The sequence below is a fragment of the Kitasatospora sp. NPDC059648 genome (assembly GCF_042734825.1).
Taxonomy (GTDB): Bacteria; Actinomycetota; Actinomycetes; order Streptomycetales; family Streptomycetaceae; genus Kitasatospora.
Genome location: NZ_JBHWDU010000024.1, coordinates 84,149 through 99,852, shown reverse-complemented (window position 1 = coordinate 99,852; position 15,704 = coordinate 84,149). Strand labels below are relative to the sequence as shown.

13 protein-coding genes, 3 tRNA genes and 1 pseudogene are annotated in these 15,704 nt (G+C 71.8%); 12 read left to right on the top strand and 5 right to left on the bottom strand.

Annotation, left to right across the window (positions count from 1 at the left end):
* Both ACFV1W_RS17255 and ACFV1W_RS17250 read right to left on the bottom strand, forming a co-directional pair.
* Positions 1 to 92: pseudogene (locus ACFV1W_RS17255) on the bottom strand (roadblock/LC7 domain-containing protein); the annotation flags it as partial.
* A gap of 10 nt (positions 93 to 102) precedes the next feature.
* Positions 103 to 3,813 carry a nitrate- and nitrite sensing domain-containing protein gene (locus tag ACFV1W_RS17250; protein ID WP_380417349.1) on the bottom strand — a complete coding sequence of 1,237 codons (3,711 nt, stop codon included), beginning with the start codon at positions 3,811 to 3,813 and terminating at the stop codon, positions 103 to 105.
* Between the two features lie 590 nt (positions 3,814 to 4,403).
* Here ACFV1W_RS17250 and ACFV1W_RS17245 point away from each other — a divergent pair.
* The 6 genes from ACFV1W_RS17245 (at position 4,404) to ACFV1W_RS17220 (ending at position 7,829) form a co-directional block, all read left to right on the top strand.
* Positions 4,404 to 4,670 carry a hypothetical protein gene (locus ACFV1W_RS17245; protein WP_380417347.1) on the top strand — a complete coding sequence of 89 codons (267 nt, stop codon included), beginning with the start codon at positions 4,404 to 4,406 and terminating at the stop codon, positions 4,668 to 4,670.
* Positions 4,671 to 4,945: 275 nt separating this feature from the next.
* Positions 4,946 to 5,746, top strand: coding sequence for a fumarylacetoacetate hydrolase family protein (locus tag ACFV1W_RS17240; RefSeq protein ID WP_380417345.1), 801 nt, complete (start codon positions 4,946 to 4,948; stop codon positions 5,744 to 5,746).
* Complete coding sequence (gltX, locus tag ACFV1W_RS17235; protein ID WP_380417343.1) at positions 5,739 to 7,262, top strand: glutamate--tRNA ligase; 1,524 nt, start codon at positions 5,739 to 5,741, stop codon at positions 7,260 to 7,262. Before ACFV1W_RS17240 ends, gltX begins: the two co-directional genes overlap by 8 nt.
* 250 nt (positions 7,263 to 7,512) lie before the next feature.
* A tRNA-Gln gene (locus ACFV1W_RS17230) sits at positions 7,513 to 7,584 on the top strand.
* 48 nt (positions 7,585 to 7,632) lie between these two features.
* Positions 7,633 to 7,705, top strand: a tRNA-Glu gene (locus ACFV1W_RS17225).
* A 49-nt stretch (positions 7,706 to 7,754) separates the two neighbouring features.
* A tRNA-Gln gene (locus ACFV1W_RS17220) sits at positions 7,755 to 7,829 on the top strand.
* A gap of 140 nt (positions 7,830 to 7,969) precedes the next feature.
* Here the strand turns inward: ACFV1W_RS17220 and ACFV1W_RS17215 are convergent.
* Positions 7,970 to 8,683 carry an IclR family transcriptional regulator gene (locus ACFV1W_RS17215; RefSeq protein ID WP_030246527.1) on the bottom strand — a complete coding sequence of 238 codons (714 nt, stop codon included), beginning with the start codon at positions 8,681 to 8,683 and terminating at the stop codon, positions 7,970 to 7,972.
* Between the two features lie 231 nt (positions 8,684 to 8,914).
* On the opposite strand from ACFV1W_RS17215, the gene leuC reads away from it, so the two are divergent.
* From leuC to ACFV1W_RS17195, 4 genes are all read left to right on the top strand, one after another.
* On the top strand, positions 8,915 to 10,345 hold the full coding sequence (gene leuC / locus ACFV1W_RS17210) for a 3-isopropylmalate dehydratase large subunit (RefSeq protein WP_380417341.1): 1,431 nt from the start codon (positions 8,915 to 8,917) through the stop codon (positions 10,343 to 10,345).
* A gap of 3 nt (positions 10,346 to 10,348) precedes the next feature.
* A complete protein-coding gene (gene leuD, locus ACFV1W_RS17205) occupies positions 10,349 to 10,945 on the top strand; it encodes a 3-isopropylmalate dehydratase small subunit (protein WP_380417339.1) in 597 nt (198 codons plus the stop codon).
* A 182-nt stretch (positions 10,946 to 11,127) separates the two neighbouring features.
* Entirely contained in the window at positions 11,128 to 11,478 is a 351-nt protein-coding gene (locus tag ACFV1W_RS17200; RefSeq protein ID WP_380417337.1) for a hypothetical protein, read from the top strand.
* 133 nt (positions 11,479 to 11,611) lie between these two features.
* Complete coding sequence (locus ACFV1W_RS17195; RefSeq protein ID WP_380417335.1) at positions 11,612 to 12,322, top strand: HU family DNA-binding protein; 711 nt, start codon at positions 11,612 to 11,614, stop codon at positions 12,320 to 12,322.
* A 225-nt stretch (positions 12,323 to 12,547) separates the two neighbouring features.
* Here the strand turns inward: ACFV1W_RS17195 and ACFV1W_RS17190 are convergent, their stop codons facing one another.
* Together ACFV1W_RS17190 and cofC are read right to left on the bottom strand one after the other, a co-directional pair.
* The gene (locus tag ACFV1W_RS17190) at positions 12,548 to 12,772 is read right to left on the bottom strand and encodes a hypothetical protein (RefSeq protein ID WP_380417334.1); all 225 of its coding nucleotides are present in this window, start codon (positions 12,770 to 12,772) and stop codon (positions 12,548 to 12,550) included.
* A gap of 82 nt (positions 12,773 to 12,854) precedes the next feature.
* Positions 12,855 to 13,538, bottom strand: a complete 684-nt coding sequence (gene cofC / locus ACFV1W_RS17185; protein ID WP_380417332.1) for a 2-phospho-L-lactate guanylyltransferase — start codon at positions 13,536 to 13,538, stop codon at positions 12,855 to 12,857.
* Positions 13,539 to 13,768: 230 nt separating this feature from the next.
* On the opposite strand from cofC, the gene ACFV1W_RS17180 reads away from it, so the two are divergent.
* Entirely contained in the window at positions 13,769 to 14,602 is an 834-nt protein-coding gene (locus tag ACFV1W_RS17180) for a lysophospholipid acyltransferase family protein (protein ID WP_380417331.1), read from the top strand.
* A gap of 14 nt (positions 14,603 to 14,616) precedes the next feature.
* On the top strand, positions 14,617 to 15,600 hold the full coding sequence (locus ACFV1W_RS17175; RefSeq protein ID WP_380417361.1) for an NAD(P)H-dependent glycerol-3-phosphate dehydrogenase: 984 nt from the start codon (positions 14,617 to 14,619) through the stop codon (positions 15,598 to 15,600).
* Positions 15,601 to 15,704 lie beyond the last annotated feature (104 nt).

The window sequence follows — 15,704 nt, the reverse complement described above, 5'->3', positions numbered from 1 at the left end:
TCCGCGGAGACCACCACGGTGTGGGACACCCCGGGGGTGTTGTCCACGAAATTGGTGATCAGCCAGTTCAGGTTCTGTGCGGCCTGGCTCATCTGGTTCAACTCAACGCTCCTGGTGATCTGCGCCGTTGCCGTCGGTCCGGCCACCGAAACTATCGAATCCGGACGGCTGGGCACCATGCTGGAAGCCCGGCGGGTTGGCGGCCTGCTCGGCCCCGGCCCGGCGGCCCTGCTGGATGCCGCGGCGCAGGTTGGTCAGGCGGCCGCGGACCTCCTCGGGGGCCCGGGAGACCTGGGGACCGGTCAGCGGTGAGGCCTCGGCGGTGCCGGAGACCAGGTTGGCCTGCGGGGTCCGCCGGGGGAGGCCGGACATGGTGACACCGCTGGTCGAGGGCTCGCGGACCTGCTCGGCCCGGCGCCAGCGCTCGTCGTTCGCGGACGGGCGCCACGGCGCGTCACCGGCGCCCGGCTGCGGCTGGCCCTGCGGGGCCTGCTGCTGCGGGGCCTGGGGCTGAGCCTGCTGCGGCCGGTCCTCCTGCTGGAACTCCGGCGCGGTGGTGCCGGGCCGACGCGGCTGGTACGGCCGGGGCCGGGCCTGCTGCGGGCCCTCGGCCTGCTGCGGGTACCAGGGCTGCTGGCCGGTGGCCTCGGACGGACCGGTCGGCAGCGCCATCGGCTCCTGCCGCTGCTGCTGGACCGCCTGCTGCTGGACCGGCTGCGGCTGGGCCGGGTTCGGCACGTTCGGCAGCACCGGCTCCACCAGGCCGAGGCCCAGCGGGTCACGGGGGTCGATCTGGCTGGCCTCGAAGCGCGGCCGGGCGAACTGCTGGGTGCTCTCCGCCGGCGCCGGCTCGGCCGACGGCAGCGGCTGGGGCTGCTGCTGCGGGGGCAGCTGCTGCTGGCGGCCCTGCTGCGGCGCGTTCGGACCGGGCTGCTGCGGGCGGCGCTGGCCCGGCTGGCCCTGCGGGCCCTGCCCCTGACGGACCGGGGCACCGGGGCCCTGACGGCCGGGGGCGCGCTGCGGCAGGCCGTCCTGCGGACGGTTGCCCGGACGGGCACCCTGCTGCGGGGCGCCGGGCCCGCCCGGACGGCCGTGCTGCGGCTGCTCGCCGGTCTGCGGGACCGGGGCACCCGGACCGGCGTCGGGGCGCGGGCGCTCCTGGCCGGGGCGGCCCTGGCCACGGCGCGGCAGACCGTTCGGGCCGCCCTGCGGCGGCCCCTGTCGGCCGGGGGCGCGCTGCGGCAGACCGCCCTGCGCCGACTGCTGCGGCTGTCCCTGCGGAGCCTGCTGCTGCGGGGCCTGCTGCTGCGGAGCCTGCTGGGTCTGGCGCGGCTGCGGCTGCGGCTGTCCCGGCTGGCCGGGCGCCTGCTGGCCCTGGCCGCGCCGGCCGGGCAGACCGGCGCCCTGGCCGCGGCCCTGCTCCTGCTGGCCCGCCGACATCGGGTTCTCGCGCAGCGACTGGCCGACCCTGCGGGTCGGCAGTCCGCCCAGCCCGCCGGCGCGGCCGCCGGGCGCACCCGGGCCGGTCGGCGCGGCAGGGCCCGCGGGAGCGGCCGGGGCGGCGGGACCGCCCTGGCCGAGCTGCGGACGGCCGCCCTGAGGGGCACCGCCGGACGGACCCTGGCCGAGCGCGGCCGGACCGTTCTGACGGCCGGGCGGCACCTGGCGCTGCTGACGCGGCGTCGGGGCGACCCCGCGCTGCTGCTTGCCCGGGCCGCCGGAGCCCGCACGGCCGGGGGCCCGGCGCTCGGCGGAGTTGGTGACGTCGACCGGGAGCATGACCAGCGCGGTGGTGCCGCCGGAGTCGCTCGGGCGCAGCTGGATCCGGATGCCGTGTCGCAGGGACAGGCGGCCGACCACGAAGAGGCCCATGCGGCGGGAGACGGAGACGTCCACCGTCGGCGGGTTGGCCAGGCGCTCGTTGATGTCGGCGAGGTCGTCGGGGCTGAGGCCGATGCCGGTGTCGTGGATCTCGACCAGCACCCGGCCGTCGGGCAGGGCGTGACCGGTGACCCGGACGCGGGTCTGCGGGCTGGAGAACGAGGTGGCGTTCTCCAGCAGCTCGGCGAGCAGGTGGACGAGGTCGTTGACGACGCGGCCGGCGACCTCGGCCGACGGCACGGCGGCGAGTTCGATGCGCTCGTACTGCTCCACCTCGGAGGCGGCGGCACGGAGCACGTCGACCAGCGGGACGGGGCGGGTCCAGCGGCGGCCCGGGTCCTCACCCGCGAGGACGAGGAGGTTCTCACCGTTGCGGCGCATGCGGGTCGCGAGGTGGTCCAGCTTGAACAGGTTGGCCAGCTGGTCCGGGTCCGCCTCGCGGCTCTCCAGCTCGGAGATCAGCGACAGCTGGCGCTGGATGAGGCCCTGGCTACGGCGCGAGAGGTTGGTGAACATCGCGTTGATGTTGCCTCGCAGGAGGGCCTGCTCGGCGGCGAGGCGGACGGCCTCGCTGTGCACCATGTCGAACGCGTGGGCCACGTGGCCGATCTCGTCGGTCGAGTCGACGGCGACCGGCTCGACCGTGGTGTCGACGTCGTGCGGGTCGCTCTCGGAGAGCGTCTTGACCAGCTCGGGCAGGCGCCGCTCGGCGACGTCCTCGGCCGCGGTCTGCAGACGGGTCAGCGAGCGCACCATCGAGCGGGCGATCAGACCGGCGCCGCCGAGGGCGACGAGCAGGGTCAGGGCGACGGCGGCACCGATGATCAGGGCCTCGGTGTCGGCCTGGGACTGCAGGTCCTGGGCCTTTCCGTCGAGGTCCTCGATCAGCTTGGACTCGATCCGGCGCTCGGCGGTGATCTTGGTGCTGGCCTTCTCGTACCAGTCCTTGTACGTGACCGGCTCGGTCTGGTGGATGCCGCCGGGCTGGAGGATCGAGCGCGAGTAGCGGTCGGCCTCGGCGATCACCGTGTTGTAGCTCAGCTGGCCGCGCAGGTTGTCCAGGTCGTGCGCGGAGTAGATGTTGTTGAAGCCGTTGAGCGCGTTGTCGTACGTGGTGCGCAGGCGGATGCCGAAGGACTCGTCGCTCGCGCTCAGGTCCGGGCTCTTGGGATTGGCCAGACCGGCGCTGATCAGCGCGCGCTGCTGGGAGGTGGCGTCCTTGGCCAGCGAGAACTGCTGCAGGGCGCGGGTGGAGACCAGCAGGTCCTTGTTGTCGGAGGCGAGCGCGATGTCCTGGGTGATGTCCAGCAGGTCGCGGATGATCACGTCGTACGCGGTGATCGTCGCCTGGATGTTCTGGTTGTTCTGGTACGGCGTGTTGCGCGCGTCCGCGATCGAGTTCAGGTCCTTGCGGATCTGGAACAGCAGCGCCTTCCCGCCGGAGAGTTCGAGGTTCTCGAACTTGTCCGAGGAGGTGGTGAAGGTGCGGCTGAGGTCGTCGGTCGCCTTGCGGGCGGCGACGATCTCGTCGTCCAGCGGGTCGTTCGGCTTGTTCGTGATGTAGCCGGCGCTGATGTCGCGCTCGGTCTGCAGGGCGTCCGCGAGGTTGGTCGCCTTCTTGGCCAGGTCGGACAGGTTGGCCATCTGGGCGAGTTGCTGCGAGTTCTCCAGCGAGGTCTGGATGCGCAGCCCACCGAGGACCAGCGAGACCAGGACGGGCAGCGCGAGCAGGGCGATCAGTCGGGTGCGGATGCGCCAGTTGCGCATCGCGAGCCGGCTCAGACCGGTGGCGCGGCGCCTGGTCAAGGTCGTCCGGAGCTTGTCCCGGGCGGACTTGCGCTCCTGGCCGTCATCCTCCGGGCGGCCTGGGGCCTCGGGCGCCATCGGGTCGGTCGGACCACCGGCGGCCGCCGCCTGCTGAGGGGCTGCCACAGGCTCGCGCGACTCCGGGTCACCCGCGGCGCCGCTACCCCTTTTGAAACGTCCCTGCACTGGCGTCGCAACCTCTGGACCGGGCGTCCCGCCGCGTCGCCACGGCCTGGACGGTGTCGAGTTTCCATCCGCACCCCGGCCGGTCCGGGAGAGCGGGTCGCCGGGGTGGACTGCTCCCTACCCACGGTCCGTGGCATTCCAGCACAGCGAGGGAATCCCAACAAGGGCCGCCGGAACCGACCGCCGGGTACTACCGAACGCACGCGGGGTCTCACTGACTGTGGGGTAACCGGACCGGAATACCACCTTTTTCGGACACTCGCCGGATACATGCCAACGTAGCCCGAGATCGAAAAGAGTCGCAGACCTGCCGGAATAACCGTTCCGCGTGGAATGTCGGGAATTTCCGGTGCGGCGGAATGTCGGATATAAGTGATTTGCGCATCAATTTGTGAGCAATGTCACAGACGAATGTGTAGCTTTGGTCACGGCGTCTGTGGAATGAGATCTCGTAACCTGGCTGTCTCCGGAGCACGGCCCTGATCAGCCTGCCCAGAACCCCTCCGAATCAATCGGAATCACTCCGGCCGGTGCAGATCCCTGGCGGTCCGCCCGGCCACGACCACGAGGTGCTCTCGATGTCCCTGGCGAAGAAGGCCACCAAGTCCACGCTGTCCTGCCGCTCGACGGCGAACCCGCGCCGGACCACGCTGGCCTCGGTCGAGGACTTCAGCAAGATCCCGGGTGCCCGCAAGCCCGAGGACGTCGTCACCTACGGCACGGAGCTGCCGGCCGTCACGGCCAACCCGCGCCGCACCCAGCTGATGGTCGCCCCGGTCGTCACCGTCCTGGACTGATCCGGCCAGCGCTCCGCCGAGGGCGCCGTGGACCCGCACCGCCGTGGTCCACGGCGCCCTCGGTCGTTGCTCGCCCGCTCGCCTCCGGCCGCTCCTGGACCGGCGGCCCGGGGCGGGTCCTCCCCAACCGGGGTGAACAGGGGCAAAGCGGTCGCGAGGGGCCCCACGCGATAGCCTGGACGTCGATTGACGGGGCCGCGCCCGGTGCGGGCGAGGCGCCCGAGCAGCGCCCGGGGGCGCCCCGGGCGGCCGACGAAGCGAGGGGTAGCCCAGCCGTGCGCATTGCCAGGTTTTCCGTCCGGGAAGGGAGCCCTGCCGCCGGCAGCGTCTCCTTCGGCGTGGTCGAGGGGGACCCTTCCCAGCCCGACTCGCTGGTCGTCCACGAGCTGGCCGGCCACCCGTTCGGCCAACCCCAGCCCACCGGCGAGAGCTATCGATTCCAGGACGTCAGGCTGCTCAGCCCGATGCTCCCCAACAAGATCGTGGCGGTCGGCCGCAACTACGCGGCGCACGCGGCCGAGCTGGGCAACGACGTCCCGGACGTCCCGCTCACCTTCTTCAAGCCCTCCACCTCGGTGATCGGCCCGACCGAGAACATCGCGTACCCGCCGTTCTCCTCGGACGTCCACCACGAGGCCGAACTCGCCGTGGTGATCGGCCGGATGTGCCGCGAGGTGCCGCTGGACCGGGTGCCCGAGGTGATCCTCGGCTACACCTGCGCCAACGACGTCACCGCGCGGGACGTCCAGCAGCGCGAGGGCCAGTGGGCGAGGGCCAAGGGCTTCGACACCGCCTGCCCGCTGGGGCCGTGGATCGAGACCGACCTCGACCCGGGCGACCTCGCCATCACCTGCACGGTCAACGGCGAGCTCCGCCAGACCGGCCGCACCTCCCTGATGATCCGCTCGGTCGCCGAGCTGATCGTCCACATCTCCGAGGCCATGACGCTGCTGCCCGGCGACGTCATCCTCACCGGCACGCCCGCAGGGGTGGGCCCGCTCAACGTCGGCGACGAGGTCGCCGTCTCCATCGAAGGCATCGGCACTCTCACCAACAAGGTGATCAAGCGTGGCTAGTGAAAACCTCAGCGGCTCCGCCGCGGGCAACCCGGCCGTCCGGGTTCGCTTCTGTCCGTCCCCGACCGGCAACCCCCACGTGGGCCTGGTCCGCACCGCCCTCTTCAACTGGGCCTTCGCCCGTCACAACGGCGGCACGCTGGTCTTCCGGATCGAGGACACCGACTCCGCCCGCGACTCCGAGGAGTCGTACAACCAGCTGCTCGACGCCATGCGCTGGCTCGGCTTCGACTGGGACGAGGGCCCGGAGGTCGGCGGCCCGCACGCGCCGTACCGCCAGTCGCAGCGGATGGACATCTACGCCGACGTCGCCCGCCGCCTGCACGAGGCCGGCCACGCGTACCACTGCTACTGCAGCACCGAGGAGCTGGACGCCCGCCGCGAGGCCGCCCGCGCGGCCGGCAAGCCCTCCGGCTACGACGGGCACTGCCGCGACCTGACCGACGACCAGCTCGCGGTCTTCAAGCTGGAGAAGCGCGAGCCGATCCTGCGCTTCCGGATGCCCGACAGGACCATCTCCTTCGACGACCTGGTCCGCGGCACCCTGACCTTCGAGCCGGAGAACGTGCCGGACTACGGCATCGTCCGGGCCAACGGCGCCCCGCTGTACACCCTGGTCAACCCGGTGGACGACGCCCTGATGGGCATCACCCACGTGCTGCGCGGCGAGGACCTGCTCTCCTCCACCCCGCGGCAGATCGCGCTGTACGCCGCCCTCGCCGAGATCGGCGTCGGCAACGGCACCACCCCGCGCTTCGGCCACCTGCCGTACGTGATGGGCGAGGGCAACAAGAAGCTCTCCAAGCGCGACCCGCAGTCCTCGCTCAACCTGTACCGCGAGCGCGGCTTCATCCCCGAGGGACTGCTCAACTACCTGTCCCTGCTGGGCTGGTCGCTGGCCGAGGACCGTGACATCTTCGCCATCGACGAGATGGTCGCCGCCTTCGACATCGCCAAGGTCAACGCCAACCCGGCCCGCTTCGACCTGAAGAAGTGCGAGGCGATCAACGCCGAGCACGTCCGCAAGCTGGCCCCGGAGGACTTCGCCCGCCGCCTGGTGCCGTTCCTCCGGACCGCCGGCCTGCTGCCGGCCGAGCCGACCGCCGAGCAGCTGGACCTGCTCGCCCGGATCGCGCCGCTCACCCAGGAGCGGATGGTCGTGCTGAGCGAGATCGTGAACATGGCCGGCTTCCTGTTCGTCGACCCGGCCGACTTCACCGTCGACCCGGACGACGCCGCCAAGGTGCTGACCGCCGACGCCCGCCCGGTGCTGGAGGCCAGCGTCAAGGCGCTGGAGGAGCTCGCGGAGTTCACCCCCGAGCCCATCCAGGCCGCGCTGCGCGAGGCGCTGGTGGAGGGGCTGGGCATCAAGCCCAAGTTCGCCTTCACGCCGCTGCGGGTGGCCGTCACGGGCCGACGGGTCTCGCCGCCGCTGTTCGAGTCGATGGAACTGCTCGGCCGCCCCGAGACGCTCCGCCGGCTGCGCTCCGCCCTGGACGCCCTGCCGGCCGCCTGAGACCGTCAGGAAGGGCCGCCGAGCAGCCCGCGGGCCCGGCTCCGTGCCGGGCCCGCGGCGCACCCGGGAGCCATCGGACGGCCTCCCGGCCGCTGCCTGCGGTTATCGATTTTGGAGCCAGGGCAGACGTCGGGTAATGTTCTTTCTGCGCCGCCCGGGAGGGAACGGACGAGGGAGCGAAAGCCCCTCGGAACGGGACCGACCGAGAGGCGCGACACCTGAGAAGGCCCTCGTCGGGGTTCAACTCTGGTGGGGTATGGTGTAATTGGCAGCACGACTGATTCTGGTTCAGTTAGTCTAGGTTCGAGTCCTGGTACCCCAGCGCTGTACGATCGGCAACGGTCGGACCGCAGTACAAATGAAGACCCAAGCCCCCGTTGTGTAGCGGCCTAGCACGCTGCCCTCTCACGGCAGTAGCGCCGGTTCGAATCCGGTCGGGGGTACTTCAGAGCAGGAAGCCGATGGGCTCGCCCATCGGCCCTTGCTTTGTGTTGGGGTATGGTGTAATTGGCAGCACGAGTGATTCTGGTTCATTTAGTCTAGGTTCGAGTCCTGGTACCCCAGCCAGTAAATGAAAGGCCCCGCCCGGCGGGGTCTTTTTGGTTCTGCCCCCGGAATGCTTTCGAAGGCCCCGCTCGGAGTCGAGCGGGGCCCTTTCGTTTTCGGTGGGGGAGTGGGGGACGGAATGGGTGGGGGAGTCGGCCGGGTCAGCTCCGGCGCAGCGCCTCGGTGAGCCGGTTCGCGGCCTCGATGATGGCCTGGGCGTGCAGCCGGCCCGGGTGGCGGGTCAGGCGCTCGATGGGGCCGGAGACGGAGACGGCGGCCACCACGCGGTTGGAGGGGCCGCGCACGGGCGCGGAGACGGACGCGACGCCCGGCTCCCGCTCGCCGATCGACTGGGCCCAGCCGCGCCGCCGGACGCCGCTCAGCGCGGTGGCGGTGAAGCGGGCGCCCTGGAGGCCGCGGTGGAGCCGCTCGGGCTCCTCCCAGGCCAGCAGGACCTGGGCGGCCGAGCCGGCCTTCATCGGCAGGGTGCTGCCGACCGGGACGGTGTCCCGCAGGCCGGAGAGCCGCTCGGCGGCGGCTACGCAGATCCGCATCTCGCCCTGGCGGCGGTAGAGCTGTGCGCTCTCGCCCGTGACGTCGCGCAGGTGGGTCAGGACCGGGCCCGCGGTGGCGAGCAGCCGGTCCTCGCCCGCCGCGGCGGAGAGTTCGGACAGACGGGGGCCGAGGATGAAGCGCCCCTGCATGTCCCTGGTGACCAGACGGTGGTGTTCGAGTGCGACGGCGAGTCTGTGGGCCGTGGGGCGCGCCAGACCGGTGGCGGCGACCAGCCCCGCCAACGTGGCGGGGCCCGACTCCAGTGCGCTCAGCACCAGAGCGGCCTTGTCGAGAACGCCGACGCCGCTAGTGTTGTCCATGCCCTAAGACTGCAGTCTCATTCCGCGAGACGCAAGTTCAATCTTCCGGGAAAAGCGCCACTCTGGATGCAGCAGCCCGGGAGACATCCAGGATCGGACCTCTTCGGAGTGTCCGCATCGTGGACAGCGATCCGGCGTGCAGGTCTCGCGCACGCGCTCCGCACGGACGGCGCACGCAGTGACCCCGACGACACGAGAAGGCCGGCAACGCGGCCGGCTGGAGGGAATCCGATGGGACGGACACTCGCAGAGAAGGTCTGGGACGACCACGTCGTGCGGCGCGCGGAGGGCGAGCCCGACCTCCTGTTCATCGACCTGCACCTGCTCCACGAGGTCACCAGCCCGCAGGCCTTCGACGGGCTGCGGCTGGCCGGCCGCAAGGTCCGCCGCACCGATCTGACGATCGCCACCGAGGACCACAACACCCCGACCCTGGACATCGACAAGCCGATCGCCGACCCGGTCTCCCGGGTGCAGCTGGAGACCCTGCGCCGCAACGCGGCCGAGTTCGGCGTCCGGATCCACTCGCTCGGCGACGTCGAGCAGGGCGTCGTGCACGTGGTCGGCCCCCAGCTCGGCCTGACCCAGCCCGGCACCACCGTGGTCTGCGGCGACTCCCACACCTCCACCCACGGTGCCTTCGGCGCGCTGGCGTTCGGCATCGGCACCAGCCAGGTCGAGCACGTGCTGGCCACCCAGACCCTGCCGCTGGCGCCGTTCCGGACCATGGCGATCACCGTCGAGGGCGAACTGCCCGAGGGCGTCACGGCCAAGGACCTGATCCTCGCCGTCATCGCGAAGATCGGCACCGGCGGCGGCCAGGGCTACGTCCTGGAGTACCGCGGTTCGGCGATCCGGAGCCTGTCGATGGAGGCCCGGATGACCGTCTGCAACATGTCCATCGAGGCGGGCGCCCGGGCCGGCATGATCGCTCCGGACGAGACCACCTTCGCCTACCTCAAGGGCCGCCCGCACGCCCCGCGGGGCGAGGACTGGGACGCCGCCGTCGAGTACTGGCGGACCCTGGTCACCGACGAGGACGCGGTCTTCGACCACGAGGTGTTCATCGACGCGAGCGAGCTGACCCCGTTCGTCACCTGGGGCACCAACCCCGGCCAGGGCGCCCCGCTCGGCTCGAACGTCCCCCACCCTGAGGACTTCGCCGACCCGCAGGAGCGCGCGGCCGCCGAGAACGCCCTGGAGTACATGGGCCTTGAGGCCGGCACCCCGCTGCGCGAGGTCGCCGTCGACGCCGTCTTCGTCGGCTCCTGCACCAACGGCCGGATCGAGGACCTGCGCGCCGCCGCCGCCGTCCTGGAGGGCCGCAAGGTCGCCGACCGGGTACGGATGCTGGTCGTCCCCGGATCCGTCCGGGTCGCCCTGCAGGCCGTCGAGGAGGGACTGGACAAGGTGTTCACCGCCGCGGGAGCCGAATGGCGGCACGCCGGCTGTTCGATGTGCCTGGGCATGAACCCGGACCAGCTCGCCCCCGGCGAGCGCTGCGCCTCCACCTCGAACCGCAACTTCGAGGGCCGCCAGGGCAAGGGCGGCCGCACCCACCTCGTCTCCCCGCAGGTCGCCGCCGCGACCGCCGTCCTGGGCCGCCTGGCCTCCCCGTCCGACCTGTCCGACCGTTTCGCCGACGTCGCCGTGGAGGCCTGAGCCATGGAGAAGTTCACCACCCACACCGGCCGGGCCGTCCCGCTGCGCCGCAGCAACGTGGACACCGACCAGATCATCCCGGCCCACTGGCTCAAGAAGGTCACCCGATCCGGTTTCGAGGACGGACTGTTCGAAGCCTGGCGCAAGGACGAGTCGTTCATCCTGAACCGGCCCGAGCGCCGGGGCGCAACCGTCCTGGTGGCCGGCCCCGAGTTCGGCACCGGCTCCTCCCGCGAGCACGCCGTCTGGGCGCTGCAGAACTACGGCTTCCACGCGGTCATCTCCTCGCGCTTCGCCGACATCTTCCGCGGCAACTCGCTGAAGAACGGCCTGCTGACCGTCGTACTGCCCCAGGAGACCGTGGAACGGCTCTGGTCGCTCACCGAGAGTGACCCTTCGGCCGAGATCACCGTTGATCTGGAGAAGCGGGAAGTCCGGGCCGAAGGCGTCACCGCGTCCTTCGAACTGGACGACAACGTCCGGTGGCGGCTGCTCAACGGCCTGGACGACATCAGCATCACCCTGCAGAACGAGGCCGACATCGCCGCCTACGAGGCGACCCGTCCGGCGTTCAAGCCCCGTACTCTGCCGGTCTCCTGAGTTCCCCTCAGAACAAGCATTCTGACGATCCACCGGATGGCCCGCGCTCCCCCTCGGGGGGGCCGGGCCATCCGGCGTTCCGGAGCACGAGTTAGCGCCGGGCCCTCCCCGGATTGCCCATTCGGCTTTGCGGAAGAGGGCCCCGCGCAAGTACAACTGCGGGTAGATGGCACAATCAGTACATGCACCGGCACCATGAACCTCCGTACGCGGGCGGCGAACCCGCGTCCGAGGAGTCCATGGGCCGGGGATCCGAACGCCGAATTGACGATCGGCCGGACGTCACCTCCGCAACACCAGCTGAGGCGCCGGACGACCCGGAAGTCGCAGCGCTCTACGCGCTCGTGGCCGAGCGGTTGAAGCAAGCTCACGCCCGCGTGCATGCGCTGAACGTGTCTGTCGATGCAAAGACCGCTCTCACCCGTCAACTGCTCATCGTCACCGAGACCGCCAAGCGCGATCTTCCGGAGGCGGCAAGGCGGTTGAGTCGCTTTGTACATGACCTCGACGAGGGGCGCCCGCCGCTCGACTGAGGTCGCGGACGCGCAAATCCATTGCGACACTAGGGTGATTCGCGCGTTTGGTAATTGAAAGTCCGCAGATACATACCTAACGTGCGAAAAGAACGGATGGAATCATCCGGCGCCCGTTTCCGAAGGGGAAGACGTGAACAAGGCTCAGCTTGTCGAAGCGGTGGCCGAGCAGCTGGGCGGTCGCAAGGCTGCCGCAGAGGCCGTCGACGCAGTGCTCGACACCATGGTCCGTGCCGTTGTGGCCGGTGACCGGGTTTCGGTCACCGGTTTCGGCACCTTCGAGAAGGTGGAGCGCTCCGCGCGCTTCGCCCGCAACCCGCAGACCGGCGAGCGGGTCAAGGTCAAGAAGACCTCGGTCCCCCGCTTCCGCCCGGGCCAGGGCTTCAAGGACCTGGTCAGCGGCAGCAAGAAGCTGCCGAAGGAAGGCCCCTCGGTGAAGAAGGCCCCCAAGGGTTCCCTCACCCCGGGCAAGACCGGTGTCGCCGCGACCCCGGCCGCCAAGCGTGCCGCCACCAAGCGCGCCGCCACCGCTGCCGCCGCCCCGGCCGCGACCAAGAAGGCCGCCGCCAAGAAGGCGACCACCACGGCTGCCGCCAAGAAGACCACGGCCACCGCCGCGAAGAAGGCGACCGCCACCAAGAAGGCGACCACCACGGCTGCCGCCAAGAAGGCCACGGCCACCGCGACCAAGAAGACGGCCGCCACCAAGAAGGCGACCACCCCCGCCGCCGCCAAGAAGACCACGGCCACCGCCAAGAAGGCGACCGCCACGGCCAAGAAGACGGCGCCCGCGAAGAAGACCGCCACCCGCAAGACCACCGCGCGCAAGACCTCCGCCAAGTAGGTCCCGCGCGACGTCCTCGGACGGCCTTCGGCCAGGAGCCGCGGCACCCCCTTCCGCGAACGCGGAGACCGGGTGGCCGCGGCTCTCTCGATTTCCGGGCGCTCAGTCAGGATTCGGCGGCAGCCGTCGGCCGGGCGCGGAGAACCGCGGGACCAGCGAGAACGCCGGTGCCGCCGGTGTCGGCGTATCGGCGGTATCGGGTGGGGGAGCCGGTACCCGGCGGGGTCAGCGCCCCTCGGCGGGGTCGGGGAAGGTCTGCAGGGTCACGAAGACCACCCGGCGGGCCTCGCCGGTGCCCTCGGTGCGGATCCGCACCCGCTGGCCGGGCCGCAGCAGCCGCAGGCCGCCGGCCTCGAAGGCGGCCGCGTCGAACGGCACCGGGGTCCCGTCGTCGAGCAGCACGGAGCCGGCCCGGGTGGCGGGGTCGAAGGTGAACGCGGTGGCCTGCATGCCAGCAGCATAGCGAGCGGCCCGCACGGGTCCGCCGGTCAGGAGCGCCCCGGGAACGGGTGCGCAAGGCGTCGGGCGGGGATCAGGAACGACTCATCCGGGCGAACAGCGCACGGGTGTACGGGCCGAGACCGAGCGCCGCCGCCTCGTCGAGGTCGGTGCCGGTGTCGACGTCCCGGCGCACGGACTCCACGCCCGTCAGGCGCAGTTCGAGCGCCCCGCCGGCCGCGTGCCGGGCCCGTGAGCCGTCTCCGAAGGCGGGCGAGAGCGGACGGCCGGGGGCGCTGGCCAGCAGGGTGGTGCCCAGGCCGGGGGAGTCGGGCAGGAAGGCCCGCCCGTCCGTCGGCACCGCGCCCAGCACCCTGGCGAGTTCGGCCGGGCGCAGGGCCGGCAGGTCGGCCGAGAGGACGGCCAGCGGTGCCCGCGGGGCGAGCGCCACAGCGGCCGAGGCGCCGTGCGCCAGCGCCCGGTTGAGGCCGCCGCCGGGCTCGTCCGCGACGACCACGGCGCCGAGCGCGGCCAGCCGGGCGCCGGCGGCGGCGTCCCGGGTGACCACCAGGACGCGCGCGACGCCAGGGGTCGCCAGCGCGGCGGTGACCGTGTCGAGGGCGAAGGACAGGGCCAGACCGGCCCGGTGCGGCCCCGCGTACGGGGCCAGTCGGCTCTTCGCCAGGGCGAGTGGCTTGAGCGGCAGCACCAGCGACCAGTCGGCGGCGGGTGCGGCGGGCGCGACGGTCACGCTGGGGCGTACGGTGTCCTGGGTCATCGGCGTCATTGTGACGCCGGTCCCGGAGCCCTCGCCAGGCCGTCCGAGCTGTGCGGACGTGCGTTTGATCACGCCCGCCCGGCGGGTTGGCGAGGCCGCTCGACAGCCGGTGAGCAGGCGGGCGACACTGTTCCGCGCCCGTGCGCCGGGCCCCGGTCGCAGTGGTGCGAGGCACCGGGAGGCTATGACCGCGGCACCCCACGTGCCGCATCGAAAGAGAAGGAGCTGGGGTGGCCCGCCGCTCGTACGCCAAGTTCGGCAACGCCGACTACGGCATCTGGTACCGCTTCGCGGCCGTGCTGGTGAAGCCGGTGACGACCGCCCTGGTGAAGCCCGACTGGCGGGGCTGGGAGCACATTCCGAAGGACGGCGGCTTCATCGCCGCGGTGAACCACAATTCGATCATCGACCCGGTGATCTACGCGCACTGGCAGTACAACAGCGGGCGTCCGCCGCGGATTCTCGGGAAGTCCTCGCTGTTCTCGATTCCCTTCATCGGATTCATGCTCCGCAAGACCGGCCAGATTCCGGTGTTCCGCGAGTCCACCGACGCCGCGCAGGCATTCCGGGCCGCGATCGACGCCGTCAACAACGGCCAGTGCGTGCAGTTCTACCCGGAGGGAACGCTCACCCGGGATCCGGACCTGTGGCCGATGACCGGCAAGAACGGCGTCGCCCGGGTCGCGCTGATGACCGGTGCGCCGGTCATCCCGGTCGCGCACTGGGGCGCCCACGAGATCATCCCGCCGTACGGCCGGGCCGGTTACGGCAAGGGCAAGTTCAACCTCTTCCCGCGGCACCGGGTGACCGTGGCGGCCGGGCCGGCGGTGGACCTGAGCAAGTACCAGGGCCAGGAGCTCACCGCCCAGGTGCTCAACGACGCCACCGAGGACATCATGGCGGCGATCACCGCCGTACTGGCCGGGATCCGCGGCGAGCAGCCGCCGGCCGAGCGCTACGACATGCGCAAGGCCGCCCGCGAACGGGCCGCCGCCGCGCTGGCCGAGCGCCGCCGGGCCAAGGGCGGCCCGGGCGACAACGACGGTGAGGGGGTGGGCCGGTGACCCGCTGCGCCGTGATGGGGACCGGCTCGTGGGGCACCGCGTTCGCGATGGTGCTGGCCGACGCGGGCTGCGAGGTCGTGCTGTGGGCCCGCCGCCAGGAGCTGGTGGACGCCGTCAACACCACCCACGAGAACCCGGACTACCTGCCGGGCGTCCGGCTGCCCGACTCCGTCCGGGCCACCACCGACGCCGCCGAGGCGCTGGCCGGGGCCGATTTCGCGGTGCTCGTGGTGCCCTCGCAGACGCTGCGCGACAACCTGGCCGCCTGGGCGCCGCTGATCGAGCCGCAGACCGTGCTGGTGAGCCTGATGAAGGGCATCGAACTCGGCACCGCCAAGCGGATGAGCGAGGTCATCGACGAGGTCACCAAGGTCGGCCCGGAGCGGGTCGCGGTGGTCAGCGGGCCCAACCTGGCCAAGGAAATCGCCAACCGGCAGCCCGCCGCCAGCGTGGTGGCCTGCACCGACGAGTCGGTCGCCAAGCGGCTCCAGGCGGCCTGCCACACGCCGTACTTCCGGCCGTACACCAACACCGACGTGGTCGGCTGCGAACTCGGCGGCGCGGTCAAGAACGTGATCGGCCTGGCCGTCGGCATGGCGGCCGGCATGGGGCTCGGCGACAACACCAAGGCGACGCTGATCACCCGCGGGCTGGCCGAGACCACCCGGCTCGGCGAGGTGCTCGGCGCCGACCCGCACACCTTCGCGGGGCTGGCCGGGATGGGCGACCTGGTCGCCACCTGCTCCTCGCCGCTGTCGCGCAACAACACCTTCGGCATGAACCTGGGCCGGGGCATGTCGCTGGCCGAGACCATCGCGGCCACCCGGCAGACCGCGGAGGGCGTCAAGTCCTGCGAGTCGGTGCTGGACCTGGCCCGCCGCAGCGGAGTCGACATGCCGATCGTCGAGGCCGTGGTGGACGTGGTGCACAACGGGCGGCCGACCCAGGAGGCGCTGCAGGCGCTGATGTCGCGCTCGGCCAAGGCGGAGCGGCGCTGAGGCGGAGCGGCGCCGAGGGGGAGCGGCACCGAGGCGGTCGCGGGGCCGAGGCGGTCGCGGGGCCGGGGGCGTCGCCGTGCGGACCCCCGGCCGTGACGCCTCGG